At 67.2% G+C, this 23580-nt stretch carries 21 protein-coding genes; 14 read left to right on the top strand and 7 right to left on the bottom strand.

All coding sequences use genetic code 11. The features are described 5' to 3' along the window. Window positions 1-422, bottom strand: a 422-nt coding sequence (locus tag KIH79_RS07890; RefSeq protein WP_420829370.1) for a 2Fe-2S iron-sulfur cluster-binding protein, incomplete at its 3' end; no start/stop codon positions are given. 102 nt (window positions 423-524) lie between these two features. Continuing rightward, window positions 525-2462, bottom strand: coding sequence for an FAD-binding protein (locus tag KIH79_RS07885; RefSeq protein WP_219058892.1), 1938 nt, complete (start codon window positions 2460-2462; stop codon window positions 525-527). A 74-nt stretch (window positions 2463-2536) separates the two neighbouring features. On the opposite strand from KIH79_RS07885, the gene KIH79_RS07880 reads away from it, so the two are divergent. Then, complete coding sequence (locus tag KIH79_RS07880) at window positions 2537-2881, top strand: MGMT family protein (RefSeq protein ID WP_219058891.1); 345 nt, start codon at window positions 2537-2539, stop codon at window positions 2879-2881. A gap of 42 nt (window positions 2882-2923) precedes the next feature. Here the strand turns inward: KIH79_RS07880 and KIH79_RS07875 are convergent, their stop codons facing one another. The 5 genes from KIH79_RS07875 to KIH79_RS07855 all read right to left on the bottom strand — a co-directional run bounded on the left by KIH79_RS07875 (window position 2924) and on the right by KIH79_RS07855 (window position 9616). Next, the gene (locus tag KIH79_RS07875; protein ID WP_219058890.1) at window positions 2924-4396 is read right to left on the bottom strand and encodes a DNA-processing protein DprA; all 1473 of its coding nucleotides are present in this window, start codon (window positions 4394-4396) and stop codon (window positions 2924-2926) included. Continuing rightward, window positions 4393-5931 carry a YifB family Mg chelatase-like AAA ATPase gene (locus tag KIH79_RS07870; protein WP_219058889.1) on the bottom strand — a complete coding sequence of 513 codons (1539 nt, stop codon included), beginning with the start codon at window positions 5929-5931 and terminating at the stop codon, window positions 4393-4395. Before KIH79_RS07870 ends, KIH79_RS07875 begins: the two co-directional genes overlap by 4 nt. Next, entirely contained in the window at window positions 5931-6437 is a 507-nt protein-coding gene (locus KIH79_RS07865) for a YraN family protein (protein WP_219058888.1), read from the bottom strand. The genes KIH79_RS07870 and KIH79_RS07865 overlap by 1 nt, the downstream gene beginning before the upstream one ends. A 188-nt stretch (window positions 6438-6625) precedes the next feature. Then, window positions 6626-8209 carry a substrate-binding domain-containing protein gene (locus KIH79_RS07860; RefSeq protein WP_219058887.1) on the bottom strand — a complete coding sequence of 528 codons (1584 nt, stop codon included), beginning with the start codon at window positions 8207-8209 and terminating at the stop codon, window positions 6626-6628. A 189-nt stretch (window positions 8210-8398) separates the two neighbouring features. Further along, a complete protein-coding gene (locus tag KIH79_RS07855) occupies window positions 8399-9616 on the bottom strand; it encodes an NADP-dependent isocitrate dehydrogenase (protein ID WP_219058886.1) in 1218 nt (405 codons plus the stop codon). A 114-nt stretch (window positions 9617-9730) separates the two neighbouring features. Here KIH79_RS07855 and KIH79_RS07850 point away from each other — a divergent pair, with 114 nt between their 5' ends. The 13 genes from KIH79_RS07850 (at window position 9731) to KIH79_RS07790 (ending at window position 23563) form a co-directional block, all read left to right on the top strand. Further along, window positions 9731-10852: a GuaB3 family IMP dehydrogenase-related protein gene (locus KIH79_RS07850; RefSeq protein ID WP_219058885.1), complete on the top strand. Its 1122-nt coding sequence runs from the start codon at window positions 9731-9733 to the stop codon at window positions 10850-10852. Between the two features lie 183 nt (window positions 10853-11035). Then, window positions 11036-11521 carry a hypothetical protein gene (locus KIH79_RS07845; protein WP_219058884.1) on the top strand — a complete coding sequence of 162 codons (486 nt, stop codon included), beginning with the start codon at window positions 11036-11038 and terminating at the stop codon, window positions 11519-11521. Window positions 11522-11567: 46 nt separating this feature from the next. Next, complete coding sequence (locus tag KIH79_RS07840; protein ID WP_219058883.1) at window positions 11568-13643, top strand: AMP-dependent synthetase/ligase; 2076 nt, start codon at window positions 11568-11570, stop codon at window positions 13641-13643. Window positions 13644-13645: 2 nt separating this feature from the next. Continuing rightward, window positions 13646-14134, top strand: coding sequence for a peptide deformylase (locus KIH79_RS07835; RefSeq protein ID WP_219058882.1), 489 nt, complete (start codon window positions 13646-13648; stop codon window positions 14132-14134). 321 nt (window positions 14135-14455) lie between these two features. Continuing rightward, window positions 14456-15292 carry a 30S ribosomal protein S2 gene (gene rpsB, locus KIH79_RS07830; RefSeq protein ID WP_219058881.1) on the top strand — a complete coding sequence of 279 codons (837 nt, stop codon included), beginning with the start codon at window positions 14456-14458 and terminating at the stop codon, window positions 15290-15292. 74 nt (window positions 15293-15366) lie between these two features. Further along, complete coding sequence (gene tsf / locus KIH79_RS07825; RefSeq protein ID WP_219058880.1) at window positions 15367-16224, top strand: translation elongation factor Ts; 858 nt, start codon at window positions 15367-15369, stop codon at window positions 16222-16224. Between the two features lie 226 nt (window positions 16225-16450). Further along, complete coding sequence (locus KIH79_RS07820; RefSeq protein ID WP_236023710.1) at window positions 16451-17149, top strand: alpha/beta fold hydrolase; 699 nt, start codon at window positions 16451-16453, stop codon at window positions 17147-17149. Window positions 17150-17292: 143 nt separating this feature from the next. After that, window positions 17293-18033, top strand: a complete 741-nt coding sequence (gene pyrH / locus KIH79_RS07815) for a UMP kinase (RefSeq protein WP_219058879.1) — start codon at window positions 17293-17295, stop codon at window positions 18031-18033. Between the two features lie 73 nt (window positions 18034-18106). Further along, window positions 18107-18661, top strand: coding sequence for a ribosome recycling factor (gene frr / locus KIH79_RS07810; protein ID WP_219058878.1), 555 nt, complete (start codon window positions 18107-18109; stop codon window positions 18659-18661). A gap of 122 nt (window positions 18662-18783) precedes the next feature. Further along, entirely contained in the window at window positions 18784-19818 is a 1035-nt protein-coding gene (locus KIH79_RS07805) for a phosphatidate cytidylyltransferase (protein ID WP_219058877.1), read from the top strand. 101 nt (window positions 19819-19919) lie between these two features. After that, the gene (rlmN, locus tag KIH79_RS07800; RefSeq protein ID WP_219058876.1) at window positions 19920-21134 is read left to right on the top strand and encodes a dual-specificity RNA methyltransferase RlmN; all 1215 of its coding nucleotides are present in this window, start codon (window positions 19920-19922) and stop codon (window positions 21132-21134) included. Between the two features lie 198 nt (window positions 21135-21332). Further along, a complete protein-coding gene (locus tag KIH79_RS07795; protein WP_219058875.1) occupies window positions 21333-22115 on the top strand; it encodes a hypothetical protein in 783 nt (260 codons plus the stop codon). A 77-nt stretch (window positions 22116-22192) separates the two neighbouring features. Then, window positions 22193-23563, top strand: coding sequence for an MATE family efflux transporter (locus KIH79_RS07790; protein WP_219058874.1), 1371 nt, complete (start codon window positions 22193-22195; stop codon window positions 23561-23563). Window positions 23564-23580 lie beyond the last annotated feature (17 nt).

Here is a 23580-nt window from a genome sequence, read left to right as displayed (position 1 = left end):
TCCGCGCCGCCGGTGCGGCGGAAACCGTCCTCGTCGGTCTGCGCCAGCGGATTCGGCCGCTCGGCCCAGTCGGAGACGGTGGCCGTGCACAGCAGCGTCGGCGTGCCGTTGATCGCCACCGCGTCCGAGCCGCACATGCCGTGACCGCACGAATAGCGGAACGCGAGCGTGGGATCCACGGTGCGCTTGATCGCCAGCAGGCAGTCGAGCACCGTGTCCTCCGGGCGGACGCGCAGCGTATACTCCTGCACCCACTGCTTGCCGCGCGGACGACGGTTGCGCGACGCCCCTCCGCCGAACGGGGAGCCGCCCTTCTTGGCGAACGGCGAACCGCCGCGCGCGCCGCGGTCGCGTTCCGGACGCGGCGTGAACCTGTTCACCTTCAGCGTCACCGTGGTCAGCGCATCGTCCATGCCGCTCATACTGCCTCCCTCAACACAAGAATCGACATCATATTGTGCCATAAGCCGTGGCCGGGCGCGGATTGCGCGGAGGCGGCGGTCATATCCGACTGCCGGTCGCGATCAATAGGCGCGTGCCTGCGGCGGATAGTCGACGACGCGCACCGGCTGCCACAGGATGCCGTGAGCGGTTTCGCCTGCCGTCTCAGGCCGTTCGCGGCTTTCGCCATCGAACGACGAACCGATCATCGAGTGGGCGAGGAACCGCTCGTCGTCGCGCTCCGGGAAATCCAGCCGTTTGAGCGAACCGCGCGACTCGTGACGCGCGTCGGACGCCCGCAGCACCGCGTCGGCGAGCGTGATCAGATGCCGGACCTCCCAGATCGCGGTGATTTCCTGATTGAACGCCGCCATGTCGCTGTGCGCGTGCAGTGCGGCCGCGCGCGGCATGAGCTCGTCGCGCAGCGTGTCGAGCGCCTCGTCGATCGTCTGCGCACTGCAACGGACCGCCACGGCCTGCTCCATGACGCGTCCGAGATCGGCGAGCAGTCGGTAGGGGTTGTCGTCGGAGCCGTCGCCGCCATCATCGGCGGCGGGGGACAGGAGCGCGGCGAGTTCGTCTCCACGGACCCCTGCCGCGGCGTCGACCGCGGCGGATTCGTCCGCATCGTCCGTGACGTCGGCCATCGGATCGTCGACGGGATGATCGGCGACGCGCGCGGCCAGCGTCTGGCCTGCCCTGGTGCCGAACAGGCATGCGTCGAGCAGCGAGTTGCCGCCGAGGCGGTTTGCGCCGTGCACGGACACGCACGAACACTCGCCCGCGGCGAACAGGCCGGATACGATCTCGCGATGCGCGGCGGAGCCGCCGTCGGAGCCGGCGCCGGCGACCCAGCGGTACACTTCGCCGTCCGTGGTGATCGGAATGCCGCCCATCGTGTAGTGCGCGGTCGGCTTGACCGGAACCCAATCCACGGCCGGGTCGATGTTCGCGTACTTGCGCACCGTTTCGACGACCTGCGGCAGCACGGCCTCCATATGCTCCCGGTCGATGCCGGTCATGTCCAGCCACACGCAGTCCTTCGGGCCGTCCGGATCCTTCGGATCGGCCACGCCGCGGCCGGCGTCGATCTCGGCCATGATCGAACGGCTCACCACGTCGCGCGCCGCCAGATCGCGGTGCTCCGGCGCATAGTCCGCCATGAACGCCCTGCCGTCCGCATTGCGCAGTACGCCACCTTCGGCGCGTGCAGCCTCCGACAGGAGAATGCCCGTATGCGCGAGCCCGGTCGGATGGAACTGCACGAATTCGACGTCTTCGAGCTGCAGGCCGGCGGCCAGCGCCAACGCCATGCCGTCTCCGGTCAGATCCCACGAATTCGACGTGGTGTGGAACAGGCGGCCGGCTCCTCCGGTGGCCAGCAGCACGTTGCGCGCGTGAATCGCATGGACCTTGCCGTCGTGCGTATCGTAGGCGACGACGCCGGCGACGCGTCCGCCGTCCCCGTCCAGCACCAGATCGGTCACATACCATTCCTCGGCGAATTCGACGCCCGCCCCCACGCATTCCTGCCACAGCGTGTGCAGGATCTGATGGCCCACGCGGTCGGCCGCATAGGCGGCGCGGCGCACCGGCTCGCCGCCGAAGTCCCGCGTGTGCCCGCCGAAGCGACGCTGCGCGATATGCCCGTCGTCGGTGCGCGAAAACGCGACGCCGCCGCGCTCCAGGTTGATCACGGTCTGCGGCGCGTATTCGGCCAACAGCTTCGCCGCATCCTGATCGACCAGCCAGTCGCCGCCCTTGACGGTGTCGTAGTAGTGCCAATGCCAGTCGTCGGTCTCCGCGTTGCCGAGGCTCGCGGCGATGCCGCCCTCGGCCGAACCGGTGTGCGAACGCAACGGCTGGAGTTTGGAAATCACCAGAATCTTCGGGTCGATGCCCGCCTCGCGCAAACCCTTCACGGCGTCGGACCGCAGCGCTCCCAGCGCGGCGGACAGACCGGCCGCTCCCGCGCCGACGATCACCGCATCATACATGTCTTCGATATGCTTCGGACTCATACCCCTGATTGTCGGGACACGTCGGGACGAACGCCGCGGCGCCGCAGCGCGACGAATCGGCGATAATGGGACGCATGAGCGAAACCTTCAACGAGCAGGTGTACGACGTGGTGCGGCGCATCCCGCGCGGCAGGGTGGCCACATACGGGCAGGTGGCCGCCTTGGCGGGACGCCCGCGCGCCGCCCGGTTCGTCGGCTTCGCGCTGCACGCCAACCCCGAGCCCGGCGTGATCCCGTGCCATCGCGTCGTGTTCCGCGACGGTTCGCTCGCGCCCGGCTTCGCGTTCGGCGGCCCCGGCGAGCAGCGGCGTCTGCTCGAAACTGAAGGGGTCATGTTTGTGCCGCCGGACGACGATTCCGTGAATGCCGGAGCAGACGGATGGCGCGTCGACATGGCGCAATGCCAGTGGCGCGAGTGACGTGTTCCGCCGGTTCGCGCGCCGCATGGCCACTCCGTCCGGTCACCGGGATACGACGGATACCATGCCGTTCCGCATGTCGATTGCACCGTTGAGTTCCAAATCACCGAGCAACGCCAGAACTTCGGCAAACTCCGGATCGCCGTCCATATGCGCGGCGACCGCTTCGACGGTCGGGGGAACGCGCGCCCGCCGGCAGCGGAGCAAGGCCTTGCGCACCGCGGCGTGGCCTGAAGATTCGGCATCGGTTATTGCCTCGGCCCCGTCTCCGTTCGCCACGGTACCCGTATCCGACGTCGATTGGACTGATGTCCGCTGTCTCGATGGCTGTGACGTTGGTGGGTGCGGTGACGACGCGTCGGCCGGCGCCGTACAGTCCGCTTCAGCCGAAGGATCCGTGGCCTGCGGCAGGTCCGTCAGGTCCGGCATGTGCGGCGGATGGCAGTATTCGTCGACGGCGCGGACCGACGGCAGCAGCATGGCCTGATGGTCGTGAATGATCCGATTGCAGCCCGCATTGTGCGGCGCGTCGATGTCGCCGGGAACCGCATACACCTCCCGGCCGAGTTCGGCGGCCCAGCTCGCCGTGTTCAGCGCTCCGGAACGCAGCCTCGCCTGCACCACGACCACCGTGGACGCCAATGCGGCGATGATCCGGTTGCGTAGCAGGAAACGGCGGGCCTCGGGCACGGTGTCCGGACTCAGCTCGCTGACCAACGCGCCCCCGCACGCCGTGATCCGCTCGAACAACGGCCCGTTGCAGTGCGGCCCCACATGGTTCAGTCCTCCGGCGAACACGGCCACGGTCCGTCCCACCGATTCGGGACCATACCCTTCCTGCGCCGGGGCGAGCGCGCCCCAGTGCGCGGCCGCATCCGTTCCCATCGCGCCGCCGGAGACCACCAGATGCCCGTCGGCTGCGGCCCTGCGACCGATCTCGCGCGCGATGGCGCGGCCATACTCGTTCGCGCCCCGGGATCCCACCACGGCGATCGGCTTCGCGCAGCTCGTCAGCGCCCGCGGCTCGCCTACGCCCCACAGACACAGCGGCGCGGCCCAATCCTTGCGAATCGACAGGTCGGCGAGCTGCTTGGGCCAGCACGCATGACCGGGCGCGATGATCCACTGTTCGCCGCCGCACGTGAGCCATTCGGCCGCATGCTCGGCATCCACGGAGGGAAGCCGCGCGAAACGGCGAAGCCATCCTTCCAGCGCGCTTCGGAACGCCGACAGCGTGGACGGCGTCGGCTTGCGGCCCCAGCGCACCAGACCGCGGACGAATATATCCTCCAACGCCTGCCGCGCCGACTTGGCGGACACAGTCGTCCTACTGGGGGCGTTCCGGGCATCCGATCCCGATTCGGCCAGCAGCGACAGGACCTCCCTCGCGCCATGATCGGCCCCCTTGACCGTCGCGTACATGATCGCGTCTGCGCCGTCCAGACAGCACGTGAGCACGGCGCGCGCCAGCGCGTCGCCGTCGGGCGCACGGCCCGAACCGACCGGGCTGTTCATGACACCCTCGTACGCAGCATGATGCCCTGATTCATCTCCTCGTATCCGGGAGATGTGATCCCGGCCAGATCGGCCAGCGTCCATGCCAGACGCATCGCCCGATCCGCGCCGCGCAGACTCAGCCGCTGCGCCTCCAACGCCCGGTTCACCAGCGCCAACGCCTTCGCCGACGTATGCGCGTGCAGCCATTCGCCCGACGCCTGCGCATTGCACGACCAGCCTTGGCGGGCAAACCGCTCGCGCGCCGTCAACCGCGCCAGCACCACCGACCGGCGCATGTCGCGGCTGGTCTCGCCCGGCTCGCCGTCACCGCCGCGGTCGACGATGCGCTCCACCGGCGGCACCTCTACCTGAATGTCGATCCGATCGAGAATCGGCCCCGACAAGCGGGAAAAATACCGGACGCGATCCTTCTCCCGGCACGTGCAGCGCTCGCCGGTGCCGTACGCGAACCCGCACGGGCACGGATTCGCCGCCATGACCAGCTGGAAACGCGCCGGGTAGTACGTCGACCCCTTCGAACGGGACAGGGCGACGTATCCGGACTCCAACGGCTCGCGCAGCGTCTGCAGCGTGCGCGACGAAAACTCCGGCGCCTCATCCATGAACAGCACGCCGCGATGCGCCCTCGTGATCGCGCCCGGAGCCGCGATCCCGCTGCCGCCGCCGACCAGCGCCGCCGTCGACGACGTATGATGCGGCGCCTCGAACGGCGGCACGTCGGAAATCCCGTAACTGGGCAGCACCCCGCACAGCGAGCGGATGGACGCGACCTCCAGCTGTTCGGCGGCGTTCAACGGGCACATGATGCCCGGCATGCGGGAGGCGAGCATGGTCTTGCCCGACCCCGGCGGCCCGGTCATCAGCAGGTGATGGCCTCCCGCAGCTGCCACCTTCAACGCCCACTTCGTCATGCGCTGTCCCACCACCTCGCTCATGTCGCCCGTCGCCGGCGGAGCGAACGGTTCCTCCCGCGCCGCCGTTTCGGCGGCCGCAGCGCCGTCCGGCGGCGCGTAGCTGGCCCGTCCTCCCATCAGCTCGATCAGCTCGCCGACGTGACGCACGCAGGTGACGTCCAGCCCGTCGACCAGCGCCGCCTCGTCCTCGTTGGCCATCGGCACGATCAGCCGCCGCACGCCGCGCTCGCGGGCGTGGAGCAGAATCGGCAGCAGTCCGTGAATGGGCAGCACGGTGCCGTCGAGGTTGACTTCGCCGAGCACGATCGTCTCCGCCAGACAGTCGTGCGGTATCGCGCCGGACGCGCTGAGCACGCTTGCCGCGATGGCAAGATCGTGCGACGAGCCGCGCTTGGGCATGGATGCGGGGGACAGGTTCACCGTCACGCGCGTTTCCGGCCAACGGAACCCGCTCGCCTGACAGGCGGATTTCACCCGCTCGCGCGATTCGCTCAGCGAGGTGTCGGGCAGGCCGATCACGCTGAAATACGGCAGCCCGGGGGAGATGAACGCCTGAATCTGGATGATGAATGCCTTGAGGCCGAGCAGACCGACCGACAATGCGCTGCCAATGGCCATCAGAACGCCTCCCTGATGTGGTTGACGGTGGGGGAGGCGCCCACTGGCGCGGTGATCGCGATCACGTCGAAGCGGACGCCGCGATGCGCCATGCGGTGTTCCGGGCACAGCAGCCACTGCACGCCGGCCCGGCGCAGGGCGAGCCGCTTGTGCGCGGTGACCGCTTCCTGCGGGGTGCCGTACCGTGCGTTGCGCCGCGTCTTGACCTCCACGAACAGCACGATGTGCTCCGGCGTGACGGCGATGATGTCGAGTTCGCCGTATCGGGAGCGCCAGTTGCGGTCGAGGACGGTGCAACCGCGGCGTTCCAGCCATGCGGCGGCGTACTGTTCGCCCAAGGCGCCGAGCTGCCTGGGCGTCAGATCGATGTCGGCGAACCGGAAGGCCAGAACGTCGAGCGGGTTTGGCGCGGCCTCGCCGCGCGGCGCACGGACGGAGGGGGAGTCGAACGGATCGGCGGGCGCGCGGCGGCGGTCTTCGGACGAAAAACTGAGTGTGGTATCCATGGACCCAGTGCAACAGAACCGCGGAACGCCCACAAGCCCAATCGGGCAATGTGGACGCAGCCTCGATTCCTCGGCGTGTTGTGGATAACTCCATGTGGACAACCGGCCGTGTTATCCACATGAAGCGCGGCACGAGGCAAGCCGAAGGCCCTGATCTCCCTTGCGGCGGCTTTCCTGCGACGCCTTCCTTACAGTCCGGCGTCGGCCGGCGTGATGTACCCCGGGTCGATGAGCGCGGCCTTGAGATTGGACGCGCTCACCGCGATCAGCTCCGCGCCGACGGTGGGCACGCTGACCCCGTCGACCTTGCCGGGGGAGACGAATGACAGCGTGTTGCGGTTGACCGCCTTGCCGGCGTTGAGGTTCAGGCAGACCGTGGCCGTGTGCTGCGCGAGGGTCATGCGGTCCTCCAGCGCGGTCATCCACTGCTGCCCGGCGACGATCAGCGGCATGGAGTCCACGTAGGCGCCGTATCCGGTGACGATCGGCCAGCGGGCATTGGTCTCGTCCGCCGCCTTCCGCTTGTCATCGTCCGTAGCGCCGGAGCCGGTCTGCTCGTCGGGTGCCTTGATCGGATCCGGCACCTTGTCGCGCTGCAGGTCCTTCTTGCCGGTGATGTTCTCCACGATGCCGGAAATGGTGATCGACGGGTTGATGTCGGCCGCGGATCCCGTATATCCCAAATCATCGAGTTCTTTGGCCACGAGCGCGGCCGTGTGGTCGTTCATGGCGATGATGCCGTCGATGCGCGTGTGCGTGGAGGGCTTGCCCTTGTCGTCCGCGCCAAGCCGGTCGCGCAGCTCGGCGGCCACCGTGTCGTCCTTGCCCGAGGCGAATGCGACGGTTTGCCAATCGCCCGATCCGGTCGCCTTGTCGAGCGATCCGGACGGACTGACCGCCTGCCCCGACCGGAAATAGGGTTGGAGCACGGACCATGCGCCGCGGAACGCCTCCGCCGCGAACGTCGCCCCGCTGCCGTCGGCGCACGCGTCCCCGTCGTCGGTCATCGCGTCCGTCTTGTCCGTACCGGACGCAGGCGTGCATGGCAGCAGTATTTCGATGTTTTTCGGATTGTCGGTGCTGGCCTTTGACAGTTCGAGCTTGTCGACCAGCTTGCTCGCCTGGATGCGTCCGATCTCCTCGGCCGTGGACATGCGCACGTAGACGTCCGGTCGGAAGCCGCTCAGCGTGCCCGACAGCATGACCACGTGCATGCCGTTCTCGCGGGCGAGCGTCAACGCGGATTTCAGTCTCGCCGCGGCGTCCTGCAGCGTCTGGTCGTCATCCGATCCGGACTCGGCGTTCCCGGCAGACGACGACGCGACCTGCTGGTCCACGTAGTCGCCGTACTGGCGCACCGTGTCGTCGGGGTCGGTCACCGGAGCGATGACGATGGTCGTCGCCGCGTTGTCGCTGGATGACGCGGTTGCGGACACGTGGTCGACGACGTAGTCCTGTACGTCGCGGCTCTGCTTGTCGAGACTGTCCGAGGACGTCGTGGAAATGCGCTTCTTGGCGATGCCGGCCTGCTTGAGCGCCGCGGTGAGCGACGGCACGAATGCCGTCCACTTGTTGGTCGGGGTGTCGCCGGACAGCGTCACGCCGTCGGACGGGGTGAAGATCGCGACGTTGCCGGTACTGGTGGCGCCCGCGTCGCCCGCGGCGTCGCCGTCCGACGACGATGCCGCGCACGCGGCGAGGGACAGCGTCATGCCGGCGACGGCCAGCAGCGCGGTCAGCCGGCGTGCGATGAGTGTGTCCCGGAAAGCCATATCCAAATCCTCCGTCGCTTGGGTGCGTCGCGCGGGCGCATGCTTGCACGACGATTCTAGTCGATGGCCTGTCTGCCCGCGAGAGGGGCCCGCTGCGGCATGCGGCATGGCAACGGCCCGTGCGCGTCCGCAGGGCGGATGCGCACGGGCCGTTGAAGCCGTTGGTGCGGGAATCGCGGGAGGGTATCGTCAGGCGAGCGCCTTGGCGAGGTTCTCGTCGAGCGCGTTCATGAACCCGTCGGTGTCGAGCCACGGCTGGTCGGGGCCGATGAGCATGGCGAGGTCCTTGGTCATCTGGCCGCCTTCGACGGTGTCCACGATCACCTTCTCGAGCGTTTCGGCGAAGTGGCGCACTTCGGGCGTGCCGTCGAGGTCGGCGCGGTGCTTGAGGCCGCCGGTCCACGCGAAGATCGAGGCGATCGGGTTCGTCGAGGTCTTCTCGCCCTTGAGCCAGCGGCGGTAGTGGCGCGTCACCGTGCCGTGCGCGGCCTCGGCCTCCACGGTCTGCCCGTCCGGGGTCATGAGCACCGAGGTCATCAGGCCCAGCGAGCCGAAGCCCTGCGCTACGGAATCGGACTGCACGTCGCCGTCGTAGTTCTTGCAGGCCCAGATGTAGCCGCCGTGCCACTTGAGCGAGCTGGCCACCATGTCGTCGATCAGGCGGTGCTCGTACGTGAGGCCCTCGGCCTCGAAGCGCTCCTTGTATTCCGTCTCGTACACTTCGGCGAAGATGTCCTTGAACTGGCCGTCGTACGCCTTGAGAATCGTGTTCTTGGTGGACAGGTACACGGGGTAGTGGCGCATCAGGCCGTAGTTGAAGCAGGCGCGCGCGAAGCCGCGGATCGAATCGTTCACGTTGTACTGCACCTGCGCCACACCGCCGTCCGGGCCGTAGTCGTAGACGACGTGCTGGATCGGCTCCGAACCGTCCTCGGGCGTGAACGTGACGGTCAGCCGGCCCGCGCCCGGCACCTTGAAGTCGGTGGCCTTGTACTGGTCGCCGAACGCGTGGCGGGCCACGACGATCGGCTTCGTCCAGCCCGGCACGAGACGCGGGACGTTGCTCATGACGATCGGCTCGCGGAAGATCGTGCCGCCCAGGATGTTGCGGATCGTGCCGTTCGGCGACTTCCACATCTTCTTCAGACCGAACTCCTTGACGCGCGCCTCGTCCGGCGTGATCGTGGCGCACTTGACGCCGACGTGCTCGCGCTGGATCGCGTGCGCCGCGTCGACCGTCACCTGGTCGTCGGTGGCGTCGCGGTTCTCGATGCCCAGATCGTAGTAGTCGAGATCCACGTCCAGATAGGGCAGGATCAGACGATCCTTGATGTCCTTCCAGATGACGCGCGTCATCTCGTCGCCGTCGAGCTCGACGACCTTGCCTTCGACCTTGATTTTGGCCATGCTGTCTCCTTGGGTGGTTTGGAATATGGGTCAAGTCATAGCGCATGTTTGTAACGCGCGCGGGCGCCGTATCCGAAACGCGGACTGTCACGAGCGGGCATTAGCCTTACAACCATGTCTCAGGAAATTGAAATCGGTTTGGGCAAGAAGGGCCGTCTGGCCTACTCGCTGGACGACGTCGCCATCGTCCCCTCCCGTCGCACGCGCGACCCCGAGGACGTGTCCACCTCGTGGCAGGTGGACGCCTACGAGTTCGACGTGCCGGTCATCGGCGCGCCGATGGACTCGGTCACCAGCCCCGCCACCGCCATCGCGATGGGCAAGATGGGCGCGCTCGGCGTGCTCGACCTCGAAGGCCTGTGGACGCGGTACGAGAACCCCGAACCGCTGTTCGAGGAGATCGCCGGCCTGCCCGCCGACGAGGCCACGACGCGCATCCAGCAGATCTACGCCGAGCCGGTCAAGCCCGAGCTGATCACCGCGCGCCTGCACGAGATCCGCGACGCGGGCGTCACCGTCGCCGGTGCGCTTTCCCCGCAGCGCACGCAGCAGTTCTACTCGACCGTGGTCGACGCCGGCGTCGACCTGTTCGTCATCCGCGGCACCGTCGTGTCCGCCGAACACGTCAGCCGCGACCACGAGCCGCTCAATCTCAAGAAGTTCATCTACGACCTCGACGTGCCGGTCATCGTCGGCGGCGCGGCCAACTACACGGCAGCCCTGCACCTGATGCGCACCGGAGCGGCCGGCGTGCTCGTCGGCTTCGGCGGCGGCGCCGTGTCCGCCACGCGCAAGACGATCGGCGTGCACGCGCCGATGGCCACCGCCATCGCCGACGTGGCCGAAGCCCGCCGCGACTACATGGACGAGTCCGGCGGCCGTTACGTCCAAGTCATCGCCGACGGCGGCATGGGCGACTCCGGCAGCTTCGTCAAGGCGCTCGCCATGGGCGCCGACGCGGTGATGCTCGGCGCCCCGCTCGCCCGCGCCACCGAGGCGCCGGGCCGCGGCATGCACTGGGGTTCCGAGGCCCGTCACCAGACGCTGCCGCGCGGCTTCCGCACCAACGTGGGCACGGTCGGCTCCCTCGAGCAGATCCTGTTCGGGCCCAGCCATCAGGCCGACGGTCAGGTCAACTACATCGGCGCGCTGCGCCGCGCCATGGCCTCCACCGGATACGTGGACGTCAAGAACTTCCAGCGCTGCAACGTGGTCGTCACCCCGTACGGCCGCTGACCGGAAACGGTCGGGAGCACCGGCCGACAGTTATCCACATTTCTCAACATATCCACAATTTGGCCCCCGTCCGTTGACGGGGGCCTTTTCGTATGGTGGAGTGGAAAACGGGCGCCGACGGCGGCGCCCCGGCGCAAGGCCGCTGCCGCGGAGCGCCGCCGCACCACAGAGAGAAGGTGGACCATGGAGGATGCTGCGTTTCGGGCGTGGAGGCGCGAACCCATTCCCGCGGAGGAGGGGTTCCTTCATTTGGAAATGTCGAACAGGCCCGTGCCCTACCGCATAGCGCGATGCTTCGTCGGCGAAGTGGATTCCGTGCAGTGCAGGGCACTGGCGATGTCGTCGTGCCGCATCTCGTGCATGGCGACCGATGCGGTGCGCGACAGGCTCCCGTTGGAGCGGCTGCAGCGCAGCGTCACCGGACAGGCGCTGCGCAAGCTCGACAACATGGCCGTGATCCTCAGGCGGGACGCGATGGAGCATCCCGCGCGCGGGCACCGCATGGGCACGCTCCCGGTGGTCCCCCAGTCGCTCAACGGCATGCTGGTCAGCGCCGACAAGCTCGAAATGCACGTTCATCTGACCATCGGCTCGGACCATCACTGGGTGAACATCATCCTGCAGCGCATCGGATGCCGATGGATGTGCGTGATGGCCGACGTGGGCTAGGCGCGACGTGCGCGGCGACGGTGCCGCCGGCGCTATCATAGCTGGTATGTTGCGTGAATACTCCGTGAAAACGATCCGTCCCACGACGGAAGAGGACACCATATACTCGCTGCTGGCGCACCGCGTCGCCCGGGATCCCGACGACCTGATCGCCCAATGGCAGGACGACGGGACGCGCCAGTGGCACGACGTGACCGCGGGCCAGATGAACGAGCGCGTCCGTCAGGTCGCCAAGGGGCTGATGGGCCTCGGCGTCAAGCCAGGCAGCATGGTCGTCATCTATTCGGCCACCTGCTACGAGTGGGGCGTCGTCGATTTCGCGTGCGCCGCCATCGGCGCGGTCAGCGTGCCGATCTACGAGACCGACTCGCCCAAGCAGGCGGCGAACATCGTCGCCGACGTGGATCCGGTCATCGCCTTCGCCGGCGACTACGACCATGCGCTCACGCTCGACCAGATCCGGGCCGGCCGCGAGAGGCTCAGGTACGTGTTCAACTTCAAGGCCGCCGGACTCGACGCCGTCGCGGACTTCGGCGAGGCCGTCTCCGACGAGGAGCTCGACCGCGCCATCGCGCGCGTCAAGGCCGACGACATGGCCACCATCGTGTACACGTCCGGCTCCACCGGCAAGCCGAAGGGCGCGATGCTGTCGCACCGCAACTTCACGCACACCGTGCTCAACGGCTACGAGGTACTCAACGACATGCTCTACCAGCCGAGCCGCCTGCTGCTGTTCCTGCCGCTGGCGCACTGCTTCGCCCGATACATCCAATACGTGGCGATCGGCTCGCACGGCGTGGTCGGCTACATCCCCGGGGCCAAGCACCTGCTGGCCGACCTGCGGGGCTTCAAGCCCACCTATCTGCTCGGCGTGCCGCGCGTGTTCGAAAAGGTGTACAACGCCGCCTCGCAGAAGGCCGGCAACGGCATTCAAGGCCGCGTGTTCGCCCGCGCCGTGAAGCATTTCGTGCAGTGGTCGAAGGACGAGCAGGAGACCGGACGGCACCCGCTGCCGGCCCGCATCGAGCACGCGTTCTTCATGAAGACGGTCGGCGCGTCCATTCGCTCCGCGCTCGGCCCCAACCTCAAGTACCTCGCCTGCGGCGGCGCGCCGCTCAACGTCGACCTCGCGCATTTCTTCAACGGGCTCGACGGCATCACGTTCATCCAGGGCTACGGCATGACCGAAACGGCCGCGCCGTGCATGGTCAACTTCCAAGACTCCAACCGCGTCGGCTCCGTCGGCCACCCCGGCTGCGCGGAGGTGAAGCTGGCCGACGACGACGAGCTGCTCATCCGCGGCGAAAGCGTGTTCCTCGGATACTACAAGCAGCCCGAGCTGACCAAGGAGGTGCTCGAACCGGACGGCTGGCTGCACACCGGAGACCTCGCGACCATCGACGACGACGGCTTCATCTACATCACCGGTCGCAAGAAGGACATCATCATCACCGCGGGCGGCAAGAACATCAGCCCCGCGCCGATGGAGGATACGATCGGCACCTGCCCGATCGTCTCGCACGCGGTCGTGGTCGGCGACGGCAAGCCGTTCGTCTCCGCGCTCATCGAACTCGATCCGGAGATGACCCGGTCGTGGCTCGCCTCGCAGGGCCTCGACCCGGACATGCCGATGGCCGAGATCGCCCAGTCCGACGCGGTGCGCGCGTACGTGCAGCAGTACGTCGACCAGGCGAACGCCAACGTCTCCCGCGCCGAATCCGTGCGCAAGTTCGCCATCCTCGACGAGGAGTTCAGCCAGGACAAGGGCACGCTCACCGCGAGTCTGAAGGTCGTGCGCCCCAAGGTGCTGCAGCGCTACGCCGACGTGATCGAGAACGTGATCTACACTTCCAAGTCGCCGAGCCGTCCGCTGCCGAAGACCGTGCAGCTGCTCGACAAGACCACGGAAACGGTCAAGCAGGCGTCCGAAAGCGTCAAGCAGGCGTCCGAGAACGTCAAGCAGGTGTCGGAGACGGCTCCGAAGAAGGTCCGCGAGGCGCTTGACACCATGCAGGACCGGATCCGTCGGCAGCAGGGCGAGCCCGCCGCCGACGCGGATGCGGGCGAGGCGCCGGCCGACGGCAAGGCGAACGACGACAGCAACGACAGCGAGGAGAAGTAACGTTGGCAATCCGTGAGATCAGGGTCGTGCCCGACCCCGTGCTGCGCACCCCGTGCGACGAGATCAAGGACATCACCCCGGCCGTGCGCCGGCTGGTCGAGGACCTGCTCGAAACCGTGAACGATCCGGGACGCGCCGGCCTGTCCGCCAACCAGATCGGCGTGAGTCTGCGCGCGTTCTCGTACAACATCGACGGCAGGATCGGCTACATCCTCAACCCGGTGATGGAGGAGAAGCGCGGCGAGCAGTACGGCGACGAGGGTTGCCTGTCGGTGCCCGGCCTGTGGTACAAGACGCGTCGCGCCGACTATGCGCGCGTGCGCGGCATCGATCTGGACGGCAACGAGGTCGTGCTCGAGGGCAGCGGCCTGATGGGACGCATGCTGCAGCACGAATGCGACCACCTCGACGGACACGTCTACCTCGACCGTCTGGAGAAGGAGGAGCGTCGCGAGGCGCTCCGGTACATGCGCGCACACGCGGCCAAGTAGGCCGCCGCGCCGCGCGAGCGCCCGGCCCGGCTTGCGTTCGGGTTGGGCGGCTTTCGTCCGCGAATCTCCCGGCGCCTCCCGGCGGAGGTGCCGGGAGATTTTTGTATAGGGCATGCCATATCCTGAAAACTTGTGTGCCATCCCGGCAATGGCCGTAGTCGCAGACGGCCGGAGCCACCCGATATCGTCAACCGGCACACACCATATCGCGCCATGTCCGCGACGGTCCGTGTCGGTCGGCCGACGCCCCGGAACAACGGGGCCGACGCTGCACGCGGACGCGCATGGCCAGGCAATAACCGACAAGAAAGGTAGTGCATCATGGCACAGATCACGATGAGCGAAATGCTCAAGGCCGGCCTCCACTTCGGTCACCAGACCCGTCGTTGGAACCCGAAGATGAAGCAGTTCATCCTCACCCAGCGCAACGGCATCCACATCATCAACCTGTTCAAGTCGCTCGAAATGATCGACAAGGCCTACGACTTCATCAAGACCACGGTTGCCCACAACGGCACCGTCCTGTTCGTCGGCACCAAGAAGCAGGCCCAGGAAGCCGTGACCGCCCAGGCCACCCGCGTGAACATGCCGTACGTCTCCGAGCGCTGGCTCGGCGGCATGCTGACCAACTTCCAGACCGTGTCCAAGCGCGTCAACCGCCTCAAGGAACTCGAGGAGATGGACTTCTCCGACGTGCACGGCTCCGGCCTGACCAAGAAGGAGCTCCTGCTCCTCGAGCGCGAGAAGGACAAGCTGAACAAGCAGCTGGGCGGCATCCGCAACATGAACCGCACCCCGTCCGCGATGTTCGTCGTCGACATCAACAAGGAAGCCCTGGCCGTCGAGGAAGCCCACAAGCTGGGCATCCCGGTCGTGGCCCTCGTCGACACCAACGCCGATCCGGAAGCCGTCGAGTACCCGATCCCGGCCAACGACGACGCCATCCGCGGCATCGAGCTGCTGACCAGCCTCATGGCCGACGCCGTGGCCGAGGGCTTGCTGGAGCGTTCCGGCAAGGCCGCCAAGGCCGAGGGCGAGACCGAGCAGCCGATGGCCGCTTGGGAGAAGGAACTGCTGACCGAGGGCAACGCCGAGCAGGCCGCCCCGACCGAGGCCGCTCCCGCCGCCGCTGAAGCCGAGGGCGAAGCCCAGGCCTGAGCATCCGTTATGATGGGAGGCGGCATCGCCTCCCATTCATATATGGGAAACATCGATTTAGAGGAGACAAACCAATGGCAGCAATCACTGCAGCTCTGATCAAGCAGGTGCGCGAAGACACCGGCGCCGGCATGATGGACGTCAAGAAGGCCCTGACCGAGGCCGAAGGCGACGTCGCCCGCGCCAAGGAAATCATCCGCGCCAAGGGCATCCAGGCCGCCGGCAAGCGCGAGGGCCGCAAGGCTCAGGAGGGCACCATCGCCTCCAAGGTCGTCGAGACCGCGAATGGCGAGACCGGCTACGCCGTCGAGCTGAACTCCGAGACCGACTTCGTGGCCAAGACCCCGAAGTTCGTCGAGTTCGCCGACACCGTGCTCGGCTACGCCGTGGCCGCCGACGCCAACTCCGCCGACGAACTGCTCGAGGCCAAGGCCGAGGACGGCACCGTCAAGGTCGCCATCGAAGAGGCCGCCGCCCTGTTCGGCGAGCACGTCAAGGTCGGCCAGTTCGCCAAGATCTCCGGCGAGCACGTCGAGATCTACGCGCACAAGAAGTCCGCCGAGATGCCGCCGAGCATCGTCGCTATGATCGCCACCGACAAGGCCGGCGCCGCCGTGGCCCACGAGGCCGCCCTGCAGATCTCCGCCATGGGCGCCAAGTGGCTGACCCGCGAGGACGTCCCGGCCGACGTGGTCGAGTCCGAGCGTCGCGTGGCCACCGAGAAGTCCCTGGCCGAGGGCAAGCCGGAGAAGATCGTTCCGAAGATCGTCGAGGGCCGTCTGAACGCCTTCTACAAGGAAGTCGTGCTGCTCGAGCAGCCGTTCGTCAAGGATCCGTCCAAGACCGTCGGCAAGCTGTTCGAGGAGGTCGGCGGCAAGGCCACCGCCTTCGCGCGCATCGAGGTCGGCAAGGGCGAAGAGGACGCCGAGTGAGTCATCGGGCAATCCGTCCGTGACGCCGGCGTGTTTCCTTCACGCTGATCGGCTCTGACCGAACACTGATCACAGGGGACCGCATCCGTACGGATGCGGTCCCCTTTTTGCGCGACGCCCGCGTGGCGCGTGCCGCGCGACCGCCGCATGCGGGCGCCGCACTATAGTGGTGGTGGTTTACGACACGAATCGAACTTTGCGAATCGCATGACTCGGAGGATGCAGCATGATCGAAACGACGATGGGGGAGGGCGGCGTCAAGCCGACCTGCCGCATGAGCGCATGGCGCAAGAATCGTACGACTCCGCGGGAGGCGGCGAAACGCGTGCTGCTCATGCCCGGCACCGGATACAACTGCGACCGTCCGCTGCTGTACTATGCGGCGACCGCGCTCATCGAAAACGGCTGGTATGCGGACCGGCTCGACGTGAACGCCGACTTGTCCAAGACGCCCGCGCGGCGGATCTTCGCCATGCTCGACGACGTGGTGGACCGATGGCTGGAGCAGGTGCGCGCCGACGCCGGCACGGGGAAGGCCCCGCGCGTGCTGGTGGTCGGCAAGTCGCTGTCGACGTTCATCCAGCCCCATGTGGCCGATCTCGGGCTGCCCATGGCCCTGCTGACGCCGGTGTTCTCGCCGGCCGACTTCGACCCGGCGCGTTCGGTGATCCCCGTGCCCGGCGACGCCGACTGGCACGCTGCCGACGCGCCCGAACCGCTGATCTGCGCGGGTACCGCGGATCCGCTGTACGAACCATCCCGCGCGCGCCGGCTGAGCGGTCTGATCCACGAATACCCCGGCGCGAATCATTCGATCGAAGTGCCCGGCGACTGGCGCACGTCCATGACGTATCTGCGCGACGTGACGGACGCGGTGGTCGAATACGCCGAATCGGACGCCGTCCCGACGGCCGTGCGCTCGTGACGGCGCGGACGTATGCCGCTGCGCGTGCGGCGACGTGCGCCCGTTCACGCCACTGTCGTTGTTTGCGGATAGGCTGATAGACGGTAAATTTTGCGGTTTCGCGGCAATGTCAGGCCGCGCCGCATCGCAAGGAAAGGCTGTGTATGACTGGAGAAAACAAGCCTCGCAGAGTGCTGCTCAAACTGTCCGGCGAAGCGTTCGGCGGCGGGAGCGTCGGCATCGACACGCATGTGGTGCGCCGCATCGCCGAGGAGATCGTGCCCGCCGTCAGGCAGGGCGTGCAGGTCGCCATCGTGACCGGTGGTGGCAACTTCTTCCGCGGCGCCGAACTGCAGCAGGCCGGCATCGACCGCTCCCGCGGCGACTACATGGGCATGCTCGGCACGGTGATGAACTGCCTCGCCCTGCAGGACTTCCTCGAGCAGGAGGGCCAGGCCACCCGCGTGCAGACCGCCATCACCATGGGGCAGGTCGCCGAGCCGTACATTCCGCTCAAGGCCATCCGCCACCTCGAAAAGGGCCGCGTGGTCATCTTCGGCGCGGGCGCCGGCATGCCGTACTTCTCCACCGACACCGTCTCCATCCAGCGTTCGCTCGAAATCCACTGCGACGAAGTGCTCATGGGCAAGAACGGCGTGGACGGCGTGTACACCGCCGACCCGCGCAAGCACGCGGACGCCAAGCGCTTCGCCACGCTCGACTACAACCGTGCGCTCGTCGACAACCTCGCCGTCATGGACGCCTCCGCGCTGTCGATGGCCCGCGACAACAAGCAGTGCATCCGCGTGTTCGGCCTCGAGGGCGCCGGCAACGTGACCAAGGCGCTGCTCGGAGACAAGATCGGCACGCTCGTCTCCGACGCCGAGTCCACGCTCGCCGACTAGCCGGACGGCGGCGACGAACCGCCTCACCACGTGAAGCATCAACCAGCAAACCAAACCAACCAAAGGAGCAATCATGGCTAACCTCGTCGATCAGGCCAAGGACCAGATGAAGAAGACCGTCGAAAACACCAAGGAGAACTTCTCCGGCATCCGCACCGGCCGCGCCAACCCGGCCCTGCTCAACGGCATCACCGTCGAGTCCTACGGCATGACCATGCCGCTCAAGTCCGTCGCCACCATCGGCGTGCCGGAGCCGCGCACCCTGTCCGTCTCCCCGTTCGACCCGTCGCAGGCCAACGCCATCGAAAAGGCGCTGCGCGACTCCGACCTGGGCGCCTCCCCGCGCCGCGACGGCAACGTGATCCGCCTGACCATGCCGGAGCTCACCGAGGAGCGCCGCAAGGAGTACGTCAAGCTCGCCAAGACCAAGTCCGAGGAGGGCAAGGTCGCCGTGCGCAACATCCGCCGCAAGACCAAGGAAACCATCGACAAGTCCGTCAAGGACGGCGACATGGGCGAGGACGAGGGCGATCGTCTGCTCAAGGAGCTCGACAAGGTCACCAAGCAGGTCACCGACGAGCTCGACGCGCTGCTCGAGACCAAGCAGAAGGAGATCATGGAGGTCTGACCTCCCCTTCCCCTCGTATGGATCGCGCCGGGCCGGGCCGTTGCCACGGTCCAGCCCGGCGCGATCCGACTTCCCGCGTCACAACAGGTGCCGGAACACGGATCAAACGATGGAGGACCGCGATGGAAAGCCGAGAACAGCGTGAGAAAGAGGCCGAGGAGGCCATCGACGCGATCAACAAGAAAACGGGGCGCAACATGCCCCAAGCCATCGGCACCGCAGCGGTGCTTATCGCGCTCATCATCGCCTGCCTGCTGATCAGCATCGACCTGTTCGTCGCGCTGATCGTCGTCTTCATGGTGCTCGCCCTCTGGGAGCTGCGCGTCGACTTCGCGACCGCCGGCCTGCACATCCCCGTCATCATGCTGTGGTGCTGCTCCGCCGCCACGCTTGTGGCCACCTATCTCGCGCCGCACCACATCGTCGCCATGGCGATGGGCATCACGGCATCCGCCGTGCTGGTCGCCGTCGCCGCCAGCGCCAAAATGAGCGTCGGCAACCGGCTGTCGACCGCCGTCGCCGCCAGCGCCAAAATGAGCGTCGGCAACCGGCTGTCGACCGCCGTCGCCGCCAAGCTCGCGCATACCGACGCGGGCGCGCGGCTCGAATCCTCCTTCAACCACGAGGGCGGCGAGCAGCATCACAGCAGGCTCGGCCATGTCGCGGTCTCCCTGTTCACCGTGCTGTACATCCCGCTGCTCGGATCGTGCCTCATCATTCCGCTCACGTTCAACGGGCATCCGGTCGCGCACGCCATCATGCTGGTGTTCCTGCCTGCGCTGAGCGACACCGGCGGCCTGTTCGCGGGCGCATGGCTGGGCAGGCACAAGCTGTCCCCGCGCATTTCGCCGAAGAAATCCGTCGAGGGACTGATCGGATCCATGCTCTTCGCGATGGCTGGCGCATTCGCCGTGTTCGCCTGCACGTACGACTCCTCCCTGTGGACGACCCGCTGGTGGGTGCCCGTCGCGGCCGGCATCATGATCGGCGTCGTCGGCACGTTCGGCGATCTGTGCGCCTCCATGCTCAAGCGCGACATCGGCATCAAGGACATGGGCCACTTGCTCAAGGGCCACGGCGGCGTGATGGACCGCATCGACTCGATTCTCCTGTCCGCGCCGTTCACCTGCCTGCTCTTGTGGGCCACCGGCCTGTGACCGCCTGTGACCGCCTGTGGCCGCGTCGTGTTGTGACCGGTCCGCCGCCGCTCTGTCACGTTGTTGTTGTCAAGAACCATGATCGCAGTATTGGACGTGAGATGACCGAACATATTGAGACTTCCGGAACCCCTGAAACCACCGGCACGCCGGAAACCGGCATCACGCCGGGCGGCACCACCGGCGCGTTCCGCGACGTGCTGTCCAAGGACCATGCGCGCCGCGGCAAGCCGCCGCTGCACTTCGCCGACATGACCCCCGAGCAGCGCATCGCCAAGGCGGCCGAACTGGGCCTGCCGAAATTCCGCGTCAAGCAGCTCGCCAACCACTACTACGGGCATTTCGACGTCAACGCCGCCGAATTCACCGATTTCCCGGCCGCCAAACGCGCCGAGGCCGCACAGGCGTTCTTCCCCGAACTCATCCACGAGGTCACCCGGCAGGTGGCCGACAACGGCATGACCATCAAAACGCTGTGGCGCCTGTTCGACGGCTCGCACATCGAGTCCGTGCTCATGCGCTATCCGACCCGCACCACGCTGTGCATCTCCAGCCAGGTCGGCTGCGGCATGGGATGCCCGTTCTGCGCCACCGGCAAGCTGGGCCTCACCCGCAACATGTCCGCCGGCGAAATCCTCGAACAGGTGCGCGTCGCCGCTCGCATGATGCGCGACGGCGAGGTCGCGGGAGGCCCGGGGCGCCTGAGCAACATCGTGTTCATGGGCATGGGCGAGCCGATGGGCAACTACAACTCCGTGCTCTCCGCCGTGCGCCAGATCAGCGCCATGCCGCCGGAAGGCTTCGGCATTTCCGCCCGCAACATCACCGTATCCACCGTGGGCGTCGTCCCCGGCATCAAGAAGCTCACCGCGGAAGGCATTCCGGTGCGCCTCGCCGTCTCGCTGCACGCGCCCAGCGACGAGCTGCGCGACGAGCTCGTGCCGATGAACAAGCGTTTCAACACCACGCAGGTGCTCGACGCCGCACACGACTACTATCTGGCCACCAAGCGGCGCGTGAGCATCGAATACGCGCTCATGCGCGGCATCAACGACCAGGCCGAGCACGCGAAGCTGCTCGCCAAGCGGCTCAACCATTACGGCGACGACTGGGTGCACGTCAACCCGATCCCGCTCAACCCGATCGAAGGCTCCCGCTGGACCGCCTCCAAGCCGGAGGACGAGAAGCGGTTCCTTGACATCCTGCACGCGGCCGGCATCACCGCCACACTGCGCGACACGCGCGGCCAGGACATCGACGGCGCCTGCGGCCAGCTGGCCGCCAAAACCAAGGAAGCCTTCGGCCAACAGGCATAGTTTGCGTCGCGACGACGGCGGGCGGGGGATCGACACGCTCTCCCGCCCGCTCGCCTGCGACGACTTCGGTCCGTGTTTCGCCGCGGCGAGACGGCCAGCCCCGCCCGGAGCGTTTTTTGCGAACAACCTCCGCACATTCCGAAGCAAGACGACTATGCTGTCGTGCGGCAGATTCGTAAGGTCCGGAAAGGAACGACAATGGGGTTCATCGATCTGGTGGAGCATCTGTTCGCGCATGATGCGCCGAACACGGCGAAAATTGGCAAGCCGCTGACGCTGCGCGACGCGAAAACCGCACTGGCGATGGTCGCCGTGCACCAGCCGCTCGCCGACATGCGCAAGGTCGCCGACGCGGTCAAGCAGCTGCAGGACGAGTTCCCGCAGTACGCGACGTACGGGATGACGCACTACTACAACGAGCCGAAGCGCGTGCGCTTCCAGTCGGAAGGCGGCAGGTTCGTCGACGCGGACGCGATCGCCGACGCGTTCGCCGCATCCGCGATCCTGCAGGACGAGATCACGATCCAGCATCTCATGGGCGACATCGCCGACAACCGAGAGCATCGCGACCCGGCCAAGACGCCTGCGATTCCCGCCGACGAATTGGCCAAGCGCACGCGCGAACACCTGTCCGGCACGGACGACGCCGCACGCCGCGCATGGCTGTTCGCCCTGTACGATCAGCTCGACGACATCGACGAGGCGACCAAGGACGGGCTGGAACCGCTGCGGAGCGCTTTGGCGGATGCCGCTGCGTCCGGCGCGCCTGCGGCCGAAGCGCCGGCTGCCGCGGACGACAAGTCGGCGACGCGGGCGCAGATCGTCGCGCTGCTGTTCCCTGATCCCTCGTCCGCGGCCGGCGACGCCGCCCATCGTGCGCTGTCCGATCCGCAGGCCGCGACGGACGACTACATGGCCGCCGTGCGGGTCTTCCGGGACCACGGGGTGTCCGTGCCCGAATCGGTGACATTGGAACGCTGACCGGCGTCTCCCGAAGAAGCAGCCCGGAGCATCGGGACTCCGGAAACCCGCACCTCCAGGACCTGGACAAGGAACCCATGACGACAAGAACGAACGCGCCGGACGCCGGGCTCGGCACGACGCCGGTGCCCCGGCTCGCGCTGGCCATGTCCGTGCCGACCATCGTCGCGCAGGGCGCGAACGCCTCGTACACGATCATCGACCGCCTGTTCATCGGACACATTCCGCACGTCGGCAACGAGGCCATGACCGGCGTCGGCATCTGCTTTCCGATCCTGCTGGCCGTCTCCGCGTTCGCGTCGCTCGTCGGCGCCGGCGGCGCGCCGCGCGCGTCCATCGAACTCGGCCGCGGCAATTTCAGGAAGGCCGAACGCATCCTCGGCACCAGCACGGCGTTCCTCGTCGCCCTCGCCATCGCCCTCACCGCCGTGCTGCAGCTGGCGAAGCGTCCGATCCTCGTCGCGTTCGGCGCCAGCGAGGCGACCATCGGCTACGCCGTCGACTTCATCACCGTCTATCTTGCCGGCACGCTGTTCGTCCAGCTCACGCTCGGCCTCAACAACTTCATCTCCGCGCAGGGCAAGACCACGGTCGCCATGGTGTCGGTGCTCATCGGCACCGGCGTGAGCATCGCCCTCGACCCGCTGTTCATCTTCGCCTTCGGCTGGGGCGTGCGCGGGGCGGCCGCCGCGAACGTGATCGCCCAACTGGTCTCCACCATATGGATCGTATGGTTCCTGTCGTCCGGACGCAGCGCGATCCGGCTGCGCCTTGCCAACGTCCGCTTCAACCGGCTGATCCTGCCGGCGCTGGCGCTGGGGCTCGCACCGTTCATCATGCAGATCACCGAATGCCTGATCAACGTGGTGTTCAACGTCGGGCTGCAGCGCTACGGCGGCGACGACTACGTCACGTCGATCACCATCATCACGTCGCTTATGCAGATCGTCAGCGTGCTCACCGCCGGATTCCAGCAGGGCATCCAGCCGATCGTCGGCTACAATTTCGGCGCGCGCGACATGGACCGCGTGCGGCAGGCGATCCGCATGGCGTTCCTCACACAGATCGTGTCGGCGACGGCGCTCGTCTCGCTGCTCGCCGCATTCCCAGGCTTCTTTGCCGGTTGGTTCACCGACAAGCCGGACGTGATCGCGATCGTCTCACGGATGATGCCGATCTTCGTAAGCGGCTGGGGCATATTCGGCATCCAGATGGGCGTGCAGTGCTCGCTCGTCGGCATGGGACAGGCGAAGCCGGCGATCTTTCTCGCCATCCTGCGCAAGATCATCCTGCTCGTGCCGCTCGCGCTGGTCCTGCCGCATTGGCTGGGCGTCAACGGCATTTTCATCGCCGAGCCGATCTCCGACGCGACGTCCGGCATCGTCGCCGGCATCCTGTTCTTCTTCGTCTACCGGAGCATCCGAGCGCGGATCGCCGCGGATCGCTGACCGGCCAATCCGGCCGG

Origin of the sequence: Bifidobacterium miconis (assembly GCF_019331735.1) — a bacterium.
GTDB classification, from domain to species: domain Bacteria; phylum Actinomycetota; class Actinomycetes; order Actinomycetales; family Bifidobacteriaceae; genus Bifidobacterium; species Bifidobacterium miconis.
Note: the sequence above shows the minus strand (reverse complement) of the source record. Positions and strands in the feature narration are given on the sequence as shown.